Below are 14,912 nucleotides of genomic sequence, written 5' to 3'. Positions count from 1 at the left end.
TCAGTGCGGCGGCGAGGGGACCTCGGGCGGTTTGCCGTGGCTGCGCCGGAAGTCCGCGTAGGCCACGCCGGCAAGCACCAACAGCCCACCGAGGGAGGTGAACACCGGCGGCAGGTACAGCAGGCCGGGGGCGATGGTCAGCAACGCCAGCACTCCGCCGGGCCGGGACCACGAGACCCGGCTGAACACCTCGTACTCGAAGGAGGCCCGCCCGGCCAGGAACAGCGCCGGGCCGCCGAGGATCACCGCCAGCCACGCCGGCGGGGTCCGTCCGGCCGGCTCGTGCAACACCAGGTGGAAGCCGGACGCCGTGGTCACCACGCCGGCGATCATCAACAGATGGGTGTACGGGGCGCTGAACAGGAACTTCCTCGGTGACTGGGCCGCTTTGATGGCGGTCGGCAGCAGCTCGCCGGACTTGTGGACGTAGATCCGCCAGAGCAGCAGTGTGGTCAGGAACGCCACCGCGAAGGCTCCGATGTTCTGGGCCTCGGTGTGCTCCATGCTGAACATCGTGCCGATCGTCAGGATGGCGTCGCCGAGCGCGATGATGAAGAACTGCTGGTAGCGCTCGGAGAGGTGCTCCGCCGTGACGTTGCGCTGTTTCTCGGGCACCACCCCGAGACCCGGCACCGGGTACGCCAGACGGAAGCCGACGTAGTCGATGGCGAGCGCGGTGGCCCAGCACGCGATGCGGGCGTCCCCGCTGACGAACGCACCGATGAGCCAGGGGATCGCCGACACCGCGAACCAGAGGAAGATGCGGGCGGCGCGGCGCTGGGTCTGCGGTTCGCGGCGTACCGCGGGCATCAGGAACAGCCCACGCCCGAGGTGGATCGCCACGTACGTGCCGGCGAAGACGATCCCTCGGTCGTTGAACGCCTCCGGGATGGCGGTGGTCATCAGCAGCGCGCCGAACATCACGGCGCTGATCAGCAGCTTGATCTCGGTGCGTTCCGGGTCGTACAGGTCGGTGACGAGCGTGGTGATGGTCCAGGTCCACCAGACGGCGGCCAGCAGGATCAGTGCCTCGGCGGCCCGGTGCCAGTCGAGCTGGACGACCATTCCCCGCGAGATGAGCGCCAGCGCGACCACGTACACCAGGTCGAAGAAGAGTTCGAGGAGGGTGACCCGGCGCGGGCCCTCCGGGTCGCGTACCGGCGGACCGCTGGCCTGCGGCGATCCGGGCTCCGGCGCGGGGAGGTGCACGGGTTACTCCTGCGGAACCTCTCGACTCGACGGACCTGTCCGGTCCACCTCAACGGACGGTAACCAGCGGGCGAGCGCGGGATTCCGCGTTCGCCCGCACGTCCCCCGACCGGGGTGGAGCGATCCGGGTGTCGGGGTGTTACTCCGCTTGCGGAGACGTCGACGACCTGTCGTCGCCCCGAGGGGCGGCGAGGGCGTCGACCAGGCGGCGGGCCGAGCCGGCCAGGTTCCATCGTTGGGCCAGCTCGAGCAGCCGGTCCGGGTCGGCCGGGGCGCTCGGCAGCGCGGTGGGCAGCTCCGGCAGGGGTACGTCCAGGGCGACCCGGACCACTGTCGGCGCGACGCCCAGGTAGTCGCGTGCCGCGACCAGTTTGGCGCGCAGGCCCGGCGCGAAGGACGAGTCGGAGTCGTCGAGCGCGGCCAGGATGCCGGCGATGCTGCCGTACCGCTCGATCAGCCGTGCGGCGGTCTTCTCCCCGACGCCGGCCACCCCGGGCAACCCGTCACTCGGGTCGCCGCGCAGCGCGGCGAAGTCGGCGTACCGGTCGGCGGGCACACCGTAGCGGGAGCGCACCGCGGCGTCGTCGCAGTCGTCGAGTTTGGCCACACCGCGCCCGACGTAGAGCAGCCGGACCGGTCGGGCGTCGTCGACGAGTTGGAACAGGTCCCGGTCGCCGGAGACCACCTCGACCGGCCCCGGTTGGGTCACCGAGAGGGTGCCGAGCACGTCGTCCGCCTCGTAACCTGTCGCGCCGACGGCGGTGATGCCCACCGCCGCGAGGACCTCCAGGATCATCGGCACCTGCGGGGAGAGGGTGTCCGGAACGATCTCGCCGCCCTGCGGGGCGACCCGGTGCGCCTTGTACGACGGCAGCAGGTCCACCCGCCACGCGGGACGCCAGTCGTAGTCCAGTGCGCAGATCATCCGGTCGGCGCCGCGCACCCGGATCAGGGTGGCGAGCATGTCGAGGAAGCCGCGCACCGCGTTGACCGGGGTGCCGTCCTCGGCCCTGGCGGCGGACTCCGGAATGCCGAAGTATGCCCGGAAGTAGAGGCTGGCTGCGTCGATCAGCAGGATCGGGGGTCGGTTTGCCACGCCGGACAGCCTGGCACAACGGTCCGACGATCGGGCGTACGCCCGGCCGCCGGTGGGGTCAGCGTCGCTCGTCGGGCCGGTAGACGGTCTCCCGCCGGGCCAGGTACTGCACGACGTAGCTGGTCACCAGCAGCAGGATCGCCACCACCACCTCGACCCAGGCGGCGACGCCGTCGGCGACGGTGACGCCGATGATCAGCAGGACGAGGCCGACGAGCGCGAGGACCCCGGCCCAGAGTTGGCGGCGACGGCGTGTCGCCGCCCGGTTCGCTGCGTTTCCTGCCACCTCTGTCCTCCCGGTCAGGGCGCCCGCGCGGGCGCCCCGATCCCAGGCTAGGGCGGAGAGGAGGCGTGGGGGGCCGGAAGACGACAGTGCGGGCTGGTCGTCGTCCCCCGTTCCGACCCACCACGTTCCAATCTGGAACGGACTATAGTCGGAGCGGGACCAACGGAGGTAGCCGGTGCGGAGAGAAGATCTTGCCGATGCGGACTGCGGCATCGCGCAGGCGCTCGGCGTGCTGGGGGACTGGTGGACGTTCCTCATCGTGCGTGACGTCGCCGGGGGGACGACCCGCTTCGACGCGCTCCAGCGTGAGCTGGGCGTCAGCCGTCGGGCGCTGACCGAGCGCCTCGGCGCGCTCGTCGAGCACGGTGTGCTGGAGCGCCGGCCGTACTCGCGACACCCGCCGCGCTACGACTACCTGCTCACCGGGAAGGGCGAAGGGCTCCTGCCGGTGCTGATCGCGCTTCAGGACTGGGGAACGAGGCACGTGATGGGTGAGGGTGAGGTGACCGCTACGGCCGGCGCCGGCTCGGCCGAGGCGCGCCGCGTGCAGGACCTGGTCGGTCGGCGGTTGCCCGAGGTCGTCCTGCCCGCCGCCGACGGAAAGCCGGTGGCGGTGGCCGCGACGGACGCGTGGACGGTGCTCTACCTGTTCCCCGGCGCGTACGCGCCGGGCACCCACGGCTATCCACCCGGGTGGGACAAGATTCCCGGTGCCCGGGGCTGCACCCTGGAGTCGACCACCTACGCGAGGCGTCATCAGGACTTCCAGAGCGCCGGTGCCCGGGTGTACGGCGTCAGCACCCAACGGCCCGACCAGCTCGCCGACTTCACCGCGTACGCCGAACTGCCGTTTCCGCTGCTGTCCGACGAGGATGGTCGGCTGGGGGCGGGGTTGCTGCTGCCGGTGTTCCGCGCTGGGGGGATGACCCGGTTCAAGCGGCTGACGCTGCTGGTCGACCCGCAGGCGGTGGTGCGCGCCGTGCAGTTCCCGGTCACCGACCCGGCCGGCTCGGTGCAGGAGATGCTCACAGTGGTCCGCGAGTACGCAGGGGCCCCCGGCTGACGCGTTCGCGTCGACCGGGGGCCCCTGTGAGCCGGCTGCTCCCTGGACCCCTGCGGGGCCGGGGGCGTACGGGCGGTGTCAGGCCGGGAGCGTCCAGCGCTGGTTGGCGCCGGCGAAGCACTCCCAGATCTGCAACCGGGTGCCGTCGGCGGAGGTGTTGTCGGTGACGTCGAGGCACTTGTTCGACTGCGGGTTGCGCAGGGTGCCGTTGGACTGCGCCTGCCAGACCTGCGCGCCGCTGCCGTTGCAGTCCCAGAGCTGGACCTTCGCGCCGTTGGCGGTGGAGCCGCTGGTGATGTCGGCGCACTTGCCGAGGGCGCGCAGCGTGCTGTCGCTGGCCACGGTCCAGGTCTGGGCGTTGCTGCCGTTGCAGCCCCAGAGCTGGATGGCGGCGCCGTTGGCGGTGCTCGCCGAGGCCACGTCGACGCACTTGCCGCCGAGCCCGGTGATCCGGCCGGTGCGACCGGTCGGCGGCGGGGTGGTGCCGCCCATGATGGTGTCGTACATGGCGCTGACCAGTGAGGTCGAGCCGGTGGTGTCCTGCGACAGCTCCCAGTTCATCACGCCGCCGGCGTTGGCCAGCGCCCACTGCGTCTTACGCTTGACCGTCGGGACGCCGTTGTAGCACTGCTGCGCGCCGCCGGCCGTGGTGCAGTCCCGGTTGGCGTTGGCCGGGTCCATCGCGACGAGCGCGGAGTAGGTGTAGTACCCGGGGCGGCTGTAGAACGGGATGCCGAGGACCGCCTTACTGGCCGGCAGGCCGCGGGCCTTCCACAGGTTGATGCTGTTGATCGACCAGTCGTAGTTGGAGTGCGGGCTTCCGCCGTCGTACGCCATGATGTTGAGCCAGTCGACCTGGTTGAACACGGCCGTCTGGACGCCCTGGACGCTGCCGCCCTCGGAGACCACGGCGGCGGTGAGCAGCTTGCCGCGACTGTGCAGGGCGCTGCCGAGCTGGGTCATGAGCGCCGTGTAGTTGTTGGCCGAGGTGCCCGGGTCGGGGTACTCCCAGTCCATGTCGACGCCGTCCAGGTTGTACTGGTTGACGAAGTTGACCAGGTTGTTGACGAAGGCGGTGCGGCTGGTGGAGTTGGCGGCAAGCGCCTCGAAGGCCGAGTCGTTGCCGTCGTTCCAACCGCCGACGGCGATGGAGACCTTGACGTTGTTGGCGTGCCCCTGCGAGACCAGCGAGGAGAGCCGGGCCCCGTCCACCCCTTGCAGGGTGCCGTTGCTGTTGGGCAGCACGAACGCGTAGTTGATGTGGGTGAGCTTGTTGTACTGGATGGCGTTGATGTTGCCGGCCCAGGAGGGCATGTAGCCGACGCTCTTGAAGTTGTTCGGCAGCACCACGGCCTGCGCGGCGGTGGAGGTGACGGTGAGGGTCGCGGCGGCGGTGGCCAACGCGAGCAGGCCGGCGGCGAGGGCGCGGCGCAGTGGTGAGGACATCGGGGGCCTTCCCGTGGGCGGGGGACGACGCCCGCCCACGCGGTTTGTCGCGGGCGGGATGAGGGGAACGCAGGGGGCGTGTGGGCCTCGAGGCAGCCAAATCTTAAAGAGTGTTAACTGTCCGAGTCAATCAACGTCGGTAGATTTATGGCCAGTCGGCGTGAATATGGGGTTTGCCCAAACGACCGTTAAGCTGACGGGGTGGGAATCGACGAGCTGTATCCGCCGGACCGGCTGATCGCCGCGCAGCGCGCCACGGCCGCCGCCGGCCTGGACGCCCTGCTGCTCACCCCCGGCTCCGACCTGCGCTACCTGACCGGGTACGACGCCCACGCGGGGGAGCGGCTGACCTGCCTCGTGCTGCCCGCCCAGGGCGAGCCGACCCTCGTCGTGCCCCGGCTCGAACGCCCGGCCGCCGAGGCGTCCCCGGCGCCGGCCACCGGGGTACGCATCGTCGACCACGTCGACGGCACCGACCCGTACCCCCTTGTCGTCGCCGCCCTCGACGGCCCGGTCGCGGCGGTCGGGCTCGCCGACCGGATGTGGGCCGAGCAGGTCCTCGGCCTGCGCGCGGCGCTGCCCGACGCCGTGCAACGGCTCGCCGGGGAGGTGCTGCGCGAGCTGCGCATCCGCAAGTCCCCGGCGGAGATCGCGGCCCTCGCCGAGGCCGGCGCGGCGATCGACGAGGTGCACCTGCGGATGGGCGAGTGGCTACGCCCCGGTCGTACCGAGGCCGAGGTGGCCACCGACATCGCCGCGGCGATCCGCGCCGCCGGGCACGTGACAGTCGACTTCGTCATCGTGGCGGCCGGGCCGAACGGGGCCAGCCCTCACCACGGCACCTCCGACCGGCCCGTTGGCGCCGGCGAGCCGGTGGTCGTCGACATCGGCGGCACGATGGCCTCCGGCTACCGCTCGGACTGCACCCGCACCTACCTCGCGGGCGGGTCGGCTCCGGCGGACTTCCTTGACTACTACGCGGTCCTGCGCGACGCCCAACGCGACGCCGTCGCGGCGGTGCGAGAGGGAATCACCGGCGCGGCGGCCGACGCCGCGGCCCGGGAACCGATCGCCGCCGCCGGCTACGGTGCCGCGTTCCTGCACCGCACCGGCCACGGCATCGGCCTGGACGGGCACGAGGAGCCGTACCTGGTGGCCGGCAACGAGCGACCCCTCGAGGCCGGCATGGCGTTCTCCATCGAACCGGGCATCTACCTGGCGGGCCGGCACGGCGCCCGCATCGAGGACATCGTCGTCTGCACCACGGACGGCGTGCAACGGCTCAACACCACCCCCACGGAGCTCATCGCGCTATGACTGTCGACCGGATCCTCCCCACCGACGAGGCCCACGACCTGCTGGGTCTCGCCACCGAGCTCGCCGACCGTGAGCTCGCGCCGAAGGCCGCGGCCTTCGAGGAACGCGCCGAGTTCCCCCGCGAGGTGCTGCGCACGCTGGGCCGGGCCGGCCTGCTCGGCCTGCCCTACCCCGAGGAACACGGCGGCGCGGCCCAGCCGTACGAGGTGTACCTGCAGGTGCTGGAGATCCTGGCCAGCCGCTGGCTCGCGGTCGCCGAGGCGGTCAGCGTGCACACCCTGTCCTGCTACCCGGTGGCCGCGTTCGGCAGCGACGAGCAGCGCAAGCTGCTGCCCGACATGCTCGGCGGCGAGTTGCTCGGCGCGTACTGCCTCTCCGAGCCGCAGGGCGGGTCGGACGCGGCGGCGCTGACCACCCGGGCGGACCGGGACGGCGACGCGTACCTGGTCTCCGGCACCAAGGCGTGGATCACCCATGCCCGGACGGCCGACTTCTACAACGTCTTCTGCCGCACCGGAGGGCCCGGCCCGAAGGGCATCTCCTGCCTCCTCGCCGACGCGGGCACGGCCGGCATCACCCCGCAGGCGGCCGAGCGGACGATGGGGCTGCGCGCCTCCCCGGTCGCGCAGATCGCCTTCGACGAGGCGCGGGTTCCCGCCGACCGGCTGATCGGCGGCGAGGGGATGGGCTTCACCATCGCGATGTCCGCCCTGGACTCCGGCCGGCTGGGTATCGCGGCGTGCGCGGTCGGGCTGGCGCAGGCCGCCCTGGACTACGCGGTGTCCTACGCCCGGGAGCGGCAGCAGTTCGGCCGCTCCATCATCGACTTCCAGGGGCTGGGGTTCCTCCTCGCCGACGCGGCCACCCAGATCTCCGCAGCCCGCGCGTTGACCCTGGCGGCGGCTCGGCTGCGCGACGCCGGCCGCCCGTACGCGATCGAGGCGGCCAAGGCGAAACTGTTCGCCACCGACATGGCGATGCGGGTCACCACCGACGCGGTGCAGGTGCTCGGCGGCGCGGGTTACGTGGCCGACCACCCGGTGGAGCGGTACATGCGGGAGGCGAAGGTGCTGCAGATCGTGGAGGGCACCAACCAGATCCAACGAATGGTGATCTCCCGGGCGCTGGCCAAGGACTGACTGGTGGCGGTGCCGCGGTGGGTGCGTCGCGGGCCCACCGCGGGTACCGCCCACCGGGTACCTCGTCGCCGTGCGACGGTTTTCCCGGTAGGTTGCACGCCGTGGAGGAGATCGACCGCGCAATCGTCGCCGCGCTGACCGCCGACGGCCGTCTGTCGTACACCGACCTGGCCGAGCGGGTGGGGCTGTCGGTGTCCGCCGTGCACCAGCGGGTCCGTCGGCTGGAGCAACGCGGGGTGATCAAGGGGTACGCCGCCCGGGTGTCGTTCGAGGCGCTGGACCTGCCGCTCACCGCGTTCGTGGCGATCCGGCCGTTCGACCCGTCGCAGCCGGACGACGCCCCGCAGCGGCTGGCCCACCTACCGGAGATCGACTCCTGCTACTCAGTGGCGGGGGAGGACTTCTACCTGCTGCTGGTGCGGGTGGCCAGCCCCACCGACCTGGAGCGGGTCCTCCAGGAGATCCGCACCTCGGCGAACGTCACGACCCGGACGACTGTGGTGTTGTCCACCCCGTACGAGAACCGGCCGCCGAAGATCAGCGCTGCGGCACCGAGTCGGTCGCGGTCCCGGGCGCCGGAGGAGCCGGCTGGTTCCACCGCAGGATGACCTGCCGGCCGTGCTCGTGACCGAGCGCGCTCACCGTGGCGGTGTCCAGCCGTAGCCGTCCGCCGGCCGACGGGGGCAGGCCGATCCAGCGGGCACCGAGCACCCGCAGGCTGTGCGCGTGCCCGACCAGCGCGACGGTGCCACGGTCGAGCAGCGGTGTGACGCGGGCCAGCACCCGGTCGAGCCGTTCACCCACCTGCGCGGGGGACTCCCCGCCGGGGCAGCCGTCGGTCCAGATGTTCCAGTGCGGATCGTCGTCGTGGATGTCGACTGTCGTGCGGCCCTCGTACTCGCCGTAGTTCCACTCGCTGAGGTTCTCGTCGACGCCGTCGACGGTGAGCCCGGCCAGCTGCGCGGTGCGCAGCGCCCGCGAGCGGGGGCTGGCCAGCACTCTGACGAAGCGCCGGCCGGCCAGGAAGGCGGCCAGGGTGCGGGCCTGCCGCTCGCCGTCGGGGGTCAGCTCCAGGTCGGTGTACGAGGTGTGCCGCAGGCTGGCGCTCCAGGTGGTCTCGCCGTGCCGAATCAGCAGGAGCTCTCCCATCCGGTCAGTTAACCACCATGGTGAGCGCCCAACAGCCGACCTCCCACTACCTATCTTCCTAGGATGCCTTAGCGGGTGTGCCGACCGGCACCACCGGTTTCGGCACCCGGAGACCGGGCAACCGAGCGGGGACACCCGCCAGACCGAGGAGGCGCGATGAGCTTCACCGAGAAGGCAAAGAACAAGGTCGAGCAGATGACCGGCGCCGCGAGGGAGCGCGTCGGCGACATGACCGACAACGAGCAGATGCGGGGCGAGGGCGCCAGCCAGCAGAGCGACGCGCGCGCCAAGCAGGCCGGTCAGAACGTCAAGGACGCTGGTCGCAACGTGAAGGACGCCTTCAACAAGTGACCTGAGCGGACGTTGGGTCCCCGGGCAGGTGCTGCCCGGGGACCCGACGTGTGAGCCGCCAGGGCCGGCGGCTGGGGTTGTGCCGTGTTCAGTCCCGTCCCGCCGCACCGGCCCTGTCTCGCCCCGCCCCCTGTCTCGCCCCGCCCCTTGTCTCGCTCCGCCCCTTGTCTCGCTCCGTCGATCATGGAGTTGTGGTGGGGGGTGAAGCGCCTATCAGGCAACAAAACAGGCACCAAAACTGCATGATCGCGCCCCCTCAGGCCCGTCCTCGGGGCACGACCGGGCGATCTTGCGCTTTCTGTTGCGGCAGATGGGGCATCCCGCCCAATCCGACGACCGAAAGTGCAAGATCGGCGCGGTGGTGGGGGCGGGCGCGCGGGGCAGTGAGCGGGGTTCGCGTTTGGGATGATCGATTGTGTGATTCGTGTGCGGCTTCGTCCGTTGTGGTGTGGCGTGCTCTCGGTGGTTGCTGTTGTCGGCGGTGTCTCGTGTACGGCGTCTCGGGTGCCGCCGCCGGAACGGCCGGTCTTCGTCGGGTCGTCGACGTCGACGGGTGCGCCGTCGACCGGCGTGTCTCCGGCGGTGCCGTCGGCTGTTGTTTCGTCGCCGCCGGCGGTTGCCACGGTGCCGGGCGCGACGCCGATCGGGGCCAGGGCGCCGGTGGTGGATCACGGTCCGCGCACCGGTGCCAAGGTTGCGCTCACCTTCGACGCGGACATGACCGACGGGATGCTGGCCAGCCTGCGGTCCGGCCGGGTGACGTCGTACGCGAACCTGCGCATCCTCGACCTGCTGGAGCGCGAGCAGGTGCCGGCGACGTTCTTCCTGACCGGCAAGTGGGTGCGGCGGTATCCGGACGTGACCCGGCGGATCGCCGGCAATCCGCGCTTCGAGTTGGCCAACCACACCTACGGGCACGCGGCGTTCACCGCTGACTGCTACGACCTACCGCGGTTGCCGGTGGACAGGTTGGCCGGCGACGTGGCGAAGACGTTCGAGGTGATCGCTCCGTACGGGGGCCGGCAGACCCGTTACTTCCGGTTTCCGGGGTTGTGCCACGACGCGGCGGCGCTGGACGCGTTGGCGCCGCTGGGTGTGACTGTGGTCGACGGGGACGTGGTCAGCGGCGATCCGTTCGCGACGGCGTGGAAACCGCTGGTGCGGGCGGTGGTGGACCACGCCCGCCCCGGATCAGTGGTGATCATGCACGTGACCGAGGCGAACGCGGCGATGACCGATGAGGCGTTGCCGCACATCCTGGCCGGGTTGCGTGAGCGGGGTTTGGTGCCGGCGCCGTTGTCCGAGGTGCTGGCCGGCGGCTGAGGCAGCCAGGGCGATCACGTTTGTTCCGCGTCGACCCGTGGGCTCTCGTCGTCGCGGCGGCGGGTGGACGGCCGGGCGTCGGTCACCAGCATCAGCACCAGGATGGCGATGGTGGTGACGAGCTGGACGGTCACCGGGAGACTGACGCCGAGGGCGACGGTGGCCAGCGCCGCCACGGCGGCGGCGAGTCGGGCCAGGGGGATGGGCACCCGTAGGGCGCGGCGTACGGCGGCGACGCCGACCAGGTAGAGCGCGACGCCGCCGCCGAGGGCGAGGGCGGCGCCGGTGCTGGCCGGCTCGTCGGGTCGGGCGACGGCGGCATGCAGACCGGCGACCGTCGAGATGACACCGAGCAGCAGCAGGAAGTGGGGGAACACATAGGTGCGGGCGGCCATTTGGCTGCGATTGGCGGGTGCTGCGGCGGCAAGGGCGGCCGTGGCTGGTCGGGTGTCGGTGAAGTAGGTCCACCACAGGGCGACGGGTATGGCGAGGGCGAGCACGATCGCGGCGGCCGTTGCGGCGGTGAGGTCGTTGGCGGGTACGCCCATGCCGATGGTGACGACGGATTCGCCGAGGGCGACGATGACGAGCAGGCCGTGTCGCTCGACGAAGTGCCCGGGGCGCAGGTGGAAGGCCTCGGGTACGCCGGTCCAGGACAGGCGGCGGGGGAGCAGGTAGGGCAGGACGGACTGGGTGAAGACGGCGGCGGCCCAGAGGGCGGGTACGGCGGGGCCGGTGAACGCGGCGGCGGCGAGGACGAGGAGTGCGGCACCGAGGTTGTAGGGGGCGAGCCGCAGTGCGCCGGTGCGGGCGTTGGTGTGCAGGAACAGGATGAGGTGGACGGCGACGACGATGAGGTAGCCGACGGCGAAGAGCGCGCCGCCGCCGGTGAGGGCGTCGGGTAGCGCGACGGCGCTGAGCAGGAAGCCGGCCATGCCGGCGAAGAGCAGCAGCCTGGTGGTGTTCTGTCGCGGTGGGAGGTGGTTGTTGAGCCAGGCGTAGCCGGTGTAGAGATACCACAGCAGGCCGAGGATCAGGGCGCTGCGGCCGAATCCGACCCAGTTGAGGTGGGTTTCGAGGGCGTGGGCCAGTTGGGTGACGGTGAGGACGAAGACGACGTCGAAGAAGACCTCGTCGAGTGTTACCCGGTCGCCGGGGCCCGTGTCGGGGGTGGGCCTCGGGTGTCCCATGGTGGTGGACGCTAGTCGTCCGCGGTCCACCGCATCCCCGGGTTGGTGATTCCCCGGTGTGTCGAGGGTCAGTTCTCGTAGGCGTCGTCGACGGTTATAACGATCTTGCCGCGGCGGGATCCGTGTTCGGCGGTGTCGTGTGCGTCGGTCGCTTTCTGAATGGGGAAGGTCGCCTCGATCGGCACCGTGAACCGGCCCACTGTGAACAGCTCGGCGGCGGTGCGCAGGCCGTGCCGGCCGTCGGGTTCACCGGCGAGTTGTCCCATGGACAGGTGGACGCCGTGTGTGGGGGCGGTGTGGTCGGCAAGGGTCACCACCGCTGCCGGGTCGCCGGTCAGGGCGAGCAGTTCCGGCAGGGATCCGGCGCCGGCGACATCCAGTGCGCGGTGCACCCGAGGCACGCCCAGGGCGTTGACCCGGTCGGCGAGGCCGGGCCCGTACGTGACAGGCGTCGCCCCGAGCTGGCTGAGGAAGGCGTGGTTGTCGGTGCGGGCGGTGCCGATGACCCGGATACCGCGGGCTGTGGCAAGTTGGACGGCGACGCTGCCCACTCCACCTGCGGCCCCTTCGATCAGGAGGGTCATGCCTGGCTGCGGTTCCAGCAGATCGAGGGCTCGGGTGGCTGTCTCGATGCTGGTGCCTGCCGCGCCCGCCTGCGTCCAGGACATGGTCGCCGGCTTGGGTGCCCAGAGCTGCAGTACCGCGAACTGGGCGCTCGCTCCGCCGAGTTTCGCTAGTTCGACGACACCGAAGACGTGGTCGCCGACGGCCACGCCGTCGACGCCGTGGCCGATTTCGTCGACGACTCCGGCCGCGTCGACGCCGGGAATGTGCGGCAGGGGTAGTCGGGCGCTCATCGGGGTGCGGCCGGACCGAAGACCGACGTCGACCGGGGAGACTCCGGCGGCGTGTACGCGGACTCGGATCTGGCCGGCGCCGGGCCGCGGTTCGTCGGCCGTGCCGAGGTGAAGCACTTCCGGACCGCCGAACCGGTCGAACTGCGCTGCGAACATCAGTGGCTCCTTTGCCTCGTTGACGTGTTCCTAGCCGTACCGTAGGCCGGAAACGGAGCAGCTGTTCCGCTGTGGGGTCAAGTGGGAGGAAGGTCGGTGGAGGATGCCTCAGAAGCCGCGTGCCGATGCCCGATCCAATCGCGAACGCGTGGTGGTGGCCGCACGGGAGACGTTCGCCGTGGCCGGGCTTGAGGCACCCATGCGCGAGGTGGCCCGGCGGGCGGGGGTCGGTGTGGCGACCCTCTACCGACATTTCCCGACCCGCGCCGAGCTGGTCACGACGGTTCTCGCCGAACGCGTGGACGCCTGCGGTGTGCAGATGCGCCACGCTCTGGACGACCCTGATCCGTGGCGGGCGCTTTCCGGCACGATCCTTGAGTTCGCCGATCGACAGATCCACGACCGGGCGCTCAACGAGGCTTTGCTGGGATCGGGGGAGATGAGCGCCGCCTTTGGGGACGAACGGCGGGAACATGCCCGGGCGTTGGGCGTGCTCGTTGACCGCGCGCGGGCGGCGGGCGTAATCCGTGACGGCGTGGACGTCGACGATGTCCGGGCCGGCCTGCTGGCCATCGCGTCGCTACGGCGGCTGCCGCCTACGGCAGCCGCCCGCGTGATCGGCAGGGTCGCCGGCCTCGTCCTTGCCGGAATCCGTGCCTGATTGGCGGTCAGTCGTCACGGTTGGGGTTCCACCGGACATGGAGTGAACGTGAGCTCCGGTATTGAGTACGACGAGGAACGTTTCAGGCGCGCCTACGCCGACGACTTCGGGTCGTTGCTGGCGTACGCGCTGAGGCGTGTCGCGCATCCCGAGGACGCGGCTGACGTCGTCGCGGAGACCTTCCTGGTCGCCTGGCGCCGCAGGCAGGACATTCCGGTCGACGGTGAAACCCGGCTGTGGCTGTATGGGGTGGCTCGGAGGGTGCTGGCGAACCATCATCGCGGTGGCGTTCGGCGTCACCGGTTGGGTGAGCGGTTACGACAGCAGATTGCCGCCGCGCCCCTCGATCCGGGCAGTGAGGTGCCGGAGCGGCTCGCGGTGTGGGCGGCGTTGGCGGGTCTGACGGAGATGGACCGGGAGGTGCTGATGCTCACCGTCTGGGAGGGTCTGCAGCCACGTGAGGTGGCTGCGGTCCTGGGAGTGAGCCCTGCCGTGGTGCGGACTCGGTTGTCGCGGGCGCGGGCGAGGTTGCGGGGGCTGGTCGGTGACGACCTGGGGCCACCCGGACAGGTACTCGACGTGCTGACCGCAGCCACCCGGAAGGAGGACAGATGACCATTGAGGAGCGTGTCGACCAGTTGGTGCGGGATGCCGACCCGGGTCGGCTTGGTGTCATCGGGGACCTCGGCGGGGTGAAGCAGAGCCTGCTGGAGGAGATCATGTCCGAGTCGATGATCGTTAGCGTTGTCCCGAAGCGGCGGTACCGGGTAAATCGCTTCGCCAGCGTCGCGGCGGCAGCTGCCGTTCTCGTCAGCGTCGTGCCGGCGTCCATGGCGTTGCAGGGGCATTCCGAGGAGCGTGGGTTGGCTCCCATCGCCACCCCTGATGCTCAGGTGGTCTATTCGCCGCAGGTGTTGGCGGCGGCGGAGAGGAACCCCCGGCTGTTGATCAGCCGCTCCGGTTGGAAGGTGATCAGCCTGCACGGGTTCACCGACGATTACGGGACCATCGCGTTTCGCAGGGGTGGGCGCGAGCTGGAGATGACCTGGTATTCGGCTGCCGGTTACGCGGACCGCTACGCCGACCGGCTCGACGTGAGTCCTGCGAGGTCGGTGCAGGTCGACCGCTGGCCGGGTGACCTGTTCGAATATTTCAGCGGCGACTTCTCGGTGCTACTGCGTCCCCGCGACGGGATGTTCGTGGAGATGCAGAGCTCCGGCAACTGGTCGCGTAAGGACTTCGACCGGGTTCTCGCGGACATCGTTCGTGTTGACGTGCGGACGTGGTTGGCGTCGCTGCCGGCGGAGATGGTCGTGCCGGTGCGGGCGCGGGCGGCTGGGGTGCTCGCCGACGTGCCGCTGCCGCCCGGGTTCGATGTCGCCGCGTTGGAGGACATCGGTGTGAGCGACTCCTACCATTTCGGCGTGGGTGTGACGTCCGCGGTCGGCTGCGGGTGGGTCGCGGAGTGGCTGCGGGCGAGAGCGGGCGGGGATGAGGCCGCTGTGCGGCGGGCCGCCGACGCGCTGCGCAGTAGCCACGGGTGGCGGGTGCTGCGGGACATGAACAAGGCCGGTGACTGGCCGGAGGTGTTCTGGGAGTACGCCGACGAGATCGCCGCCGGGACGCTGCCGGCCGGATATCCCCAGAACTGGGACTGCGCCTGATCGTG

The 14,912-nt window shown here is 70.9% G+C and carries 16 protein-coding genes; 9 read left to right on the top strand and 7 right to left on the bottom strand.

Annotation, left to right across the window (positions count from 1 at the left end; all coding sequences use genetic code 11):
* The 3 genes from ABZ406_RS15005 to ABZ406_RS14995 all read right to left on the bottom strand — a co-directional run bounded on the left by ABZ406_RS15005 (position 1) and on the right by ABZ406_RS14995 (position 2,591).
* Entirely contained in the window at positions 1-1,209 is a 1,209-nt protein-coding gene (locus ABZ406_RS15005; protein ID WP_357760877.1) for a low temperature requirement protein A, read from the bottom strand.
* Positions 1,210-1,348: 139 nt separating this feature from the next.
* A complete protein-coding gene (locus ABZ406_RS15000; RefSeq protein WP_357760874.1) occupies positions 1,349-2,305 on the bottom strand; it encodes a 5'-3' exonuclease in 957 nt (318 codons plus the stop codon).
* Between the two features lie 58 nt (positions 2,306-2,363).
* On the bottom strand, positions 2,364-2,591 hold the full coding sequence (locus tag ABZ406_RS14995) for a hypothetical protein (protein ID WP_357760871.1): 228 nt from the start codon (positions 2,589-2,591) through the stop codon (positions 2,364-2,366).
* 175 nt (positions 2,592-2,766) lie between these two features.
* Here ABZ406_RS14995 and ABZ406_RS14990 point away from each other — a divergent pair, with 175 nt between their 5' ends.
* Entirely contained in the window at positions 2,767-3,654 is an 888-nt protein-coding gene (locus ABZ406_RS14990; protein WP_357760869.1) for a winged helix-turn-helix transcriptional regulator, read from the top strand.
* A gap of 78 nt (positions 3,655-3,732) precedes the next feature.
* On the opposite strand, the gene ABZ406_RS14985 is transcribed toward ABZ406_RS14990, so the two are convergent.
* The gene (locus ABZ406_RS14985) at positions 3,733-5,100 is read right to left on the bottom strand and encodes a glycosyl hydrolase family 18 protein (RefSeq protein WP_357760866.1); all 1,368 of its coding nucleotides are present in this window, start codon (positions 5,098-5,100) and stop codon (positions 3,733-3,735) included.
* 201 nt (positions 5,101-5,301) lie between these two features.
* Here ABZ406_RS14985 and ABZ406_RS14980 point away from each other — a divergent pair, with 201 nt between their 5' ends.
* From ABZ406_RS14980 to ABZ406_RS14970, 3 genes are all read left to right on the top strand, one after another.
* Complete coding sequence (locus tag ABZ406_RS14980) at positions 5,302-6,417, top strand: Xaa-Pro peptidase family protein (protein ID WP_357760863.1); 1,116 nt, start codon at positions 5,302-5,304, stop codon at positions 6,415-6,417.
* Positions 6,414-7,556: an acyl-CoA dehydrogenase family protein gene (locus tag ABZ406_RS14975; RefSeq protein WP_357760861.1), complete on the top strand. Its 1,143-nt coding sequence runs from the start codon at positions 6,414-6,416 to the stop codon at positions 7,554-7,556. The genes ABZ406_RS14980 and ABZ406_RS14975 overlap by 4 nt, the downstream gene beginning before the upstream one ends.
* A 101-nt stretch (positions 7,557-7,657) precedes the next feature.
* Entirely contained in the window at positions 7,658-8,164 is a 507-nt protein-coding gene (locus tag ABZ406_RS14970; protein ID WP_357760858.1) for an Lrp/AsnC family transcriptional regulator, read from the top strand.
* On the opposite strand, the gene ABZ406_RS14965 is transcribed toward ABZ406_RS14970, so the two are convergent.
* A complete protein-coding gene (locus tag ABZ406_RS14965) occupies positions 8,094-8,705 on the bottom strand; it encodes a histidine phosphatase family protein (RefSeq protein WP_357760855.1) in 612 nt (203 codons plus the stop codon). The two genes, ABZ406_RS14970 and ABZ406_RS14965, sit on opposite strands and share 71 nt — an antisense overlap.
* A gap of 156 nt (positions 8,706-8,861) precedes the next feature.
* Here ABZ406_RS14965 and ABZ406_RS14960 point away from each other — a divergent pair, with 156 nt between their 5' ends.
* Together ABZ406_RS14960 and ABZ406_RS14955 are read left to right on the top strand one after the other, a co-directional pair.
* Complete coding sequence (locus ABZ406_RS14960; protein WP_357760852.1) at positions 8,862-9,056, top strand: CsbD family protein; 195 nt, start codon at positions 8,862-8,864, stop codon at positions 9,054-9,056.
* Between the two features lie 663 nt (positions 9,057-9,719).
* Positions 9,720-10,379, top strand: a complete 660-nt coding sequence (locus tag ABZ406_RS14955; RefSeq protein ID WP_357760850.1) for a polysaccharide deacetylase family protein — start codon at positions 9,720-9,722, stop codon at positions 10,377-10,379.
* Positions 10,380-10,393: 14 nt separating this feature from the next.
* Here ABZ406_RS14955 and ABZ406_RS14950 read toward each other — a convergent pair whose 3' ends face one another.
* Both ABZ406_RS14950 and ABZ406_RS14945 read right to left on the bottom strand, forming a co-directional pair.
* Positions 10,394-11,569, bottom strand: a complete 1,176-nt coding sequence (locus tag ABZ406_RS14950; protein WP_357760847.1) for a low temperature requirement protein A — start codon at positions 11,567-11,569, stop codon at positions 10,394-10,396.
* Positions 11,570-11,637: 68 nt separating this feature from the next.
* The gene (locus ABZ406_RS14945) at positions 11,638-12,582 is read right to left on the bottom strand and encodes an NADP-dependent oxidoreductase (protein ID WP_357760844.1); all 945 of its coding nucleotides are present in this window, start codon (positions 12,580-12,582) and stop codon (positions 11,638-11,640) included.
* Between the two features lie 103 nt (positions 12,583-12,685).
* Between ABZ406_RS14945 and ABZ406_RS14940 the strand changes: the two genes are divergently transcribed.
* Genes ABZ406_RS14940 through ABZ406_RS14930 form a run of 3 tightly spaced genes read left to right on the top strand, consistent with a single transcriptional unit; the run spans position 12,686 to position 14,907 of the window.
* Positions 12,686-13,243, top strand: coding sequence for a helix-turn-helix domain-containing protein (locus tag ABZ406_RS14940; protein ID WP_357760841.1), 558 nt, complete (start codon positions 12,686-12,688; stop codon positions 13,241-13,243).
* Between the two features lie 48 nt (positions 13,244-13,291).
* Entirely contained in the window at positions 13,292-13,858 is a 567-nt protein-coding gene (locus ABZ406_RS14935) for an RNA polymerase sigma factor (RefSeq protein WP_357760838.1), read from the top strand.
* Positions 13,855-14,907 (top strand): hypothetical protein, encoded by a 1,053-nt coding sequence (locus ABZ406_RS14930; RefSeq protein ID WP_357760835.1) that lies wholly within the window; start codon positions 13,855-13,857, stop codon positions 14,905-14,907. The genes ABZ406_RS14935 and ABZ406_RS14930 overlap by 4 nt, the downstream gene beginning before the upstream one ends.
* Positions 14,908-14,912: the final 5 nt, after the last annotated feature.

The organism is Micromonospora sp. NPDC005710, assembly GCF_040630995.1.
GTDB lineage: Bacteria > Actinomycetota > Actinomycetes > Mycobacteriales > Micromonosporaceae > Micromonospora.
The sequence above is the reverse complement of the archived record's forward strand: the minus strand, read 5'-3'. Positions and strand labels throughout refer to the sequence as shown.

Excerpts from the sequence above, each read along its gene's own strand:
- ABZ406_RS14985 (WP_357760866.1), bottom strand. The coding sequence starts at position 5,100 with ATGTCCTCACCACTGCGCCGCGCCCTCGCCGCCGGCCTGCTCGCGTTG.
- ABZ406_RS14975 (WP_357760861.1), top strand. The coding sequence starts at position 6,414 with ATGACTGTCGACCGGATCCTCCCCACCGACGAGGCCCACGACCTGCTG.
- ABZ406_RS14965 (WP_357760855.1), bottom strand. The coding sequence starts at position 8,705 with ATGGGAGAGCTCCTGCTGATTCGGCACGGCGAGACCACCTGGAGCGCC.
- ABZ406_RS14960 (WP_357760852.1), top strand. The coding sequence starts at position 8,862 with ATGAGCTTCACCGAGAAGGCAAAGAACAAGGTCGAGCAGATGACCGGC.
- ABZ406_RS14950 (WP_357760847.1), bottom strand. The coding sequence starts at position 11,569 with ATGGGACACCCGAGGCCCACCCCCGACACGGGCCCCGGCGACCGGGTA.
- ABZ406_RS14945 (WP_357760844.1), bottom strand. The coding sequence starts at position 12,582 with ATGTTCGCAGCGCAGTTCGACCGGTTCGGCGGTCCGGAAGTGCTTCAC.
- ABZ406_RS14940 (WP_357760841.1), top strand. The coding sequence starts at position 12,686 with ATGCCTCAGAAGCCGCGTGCCGATGCCCGATCCAATCGCGAACGCGTG.
- ABZ406_RS14930 (WP_357760835.1), top strand. The coding sequence starts at position 13,855 with ATGACCATTGAGGAGCGTGTCGACCAGTTGGTGCGGGATGCCGACCCG.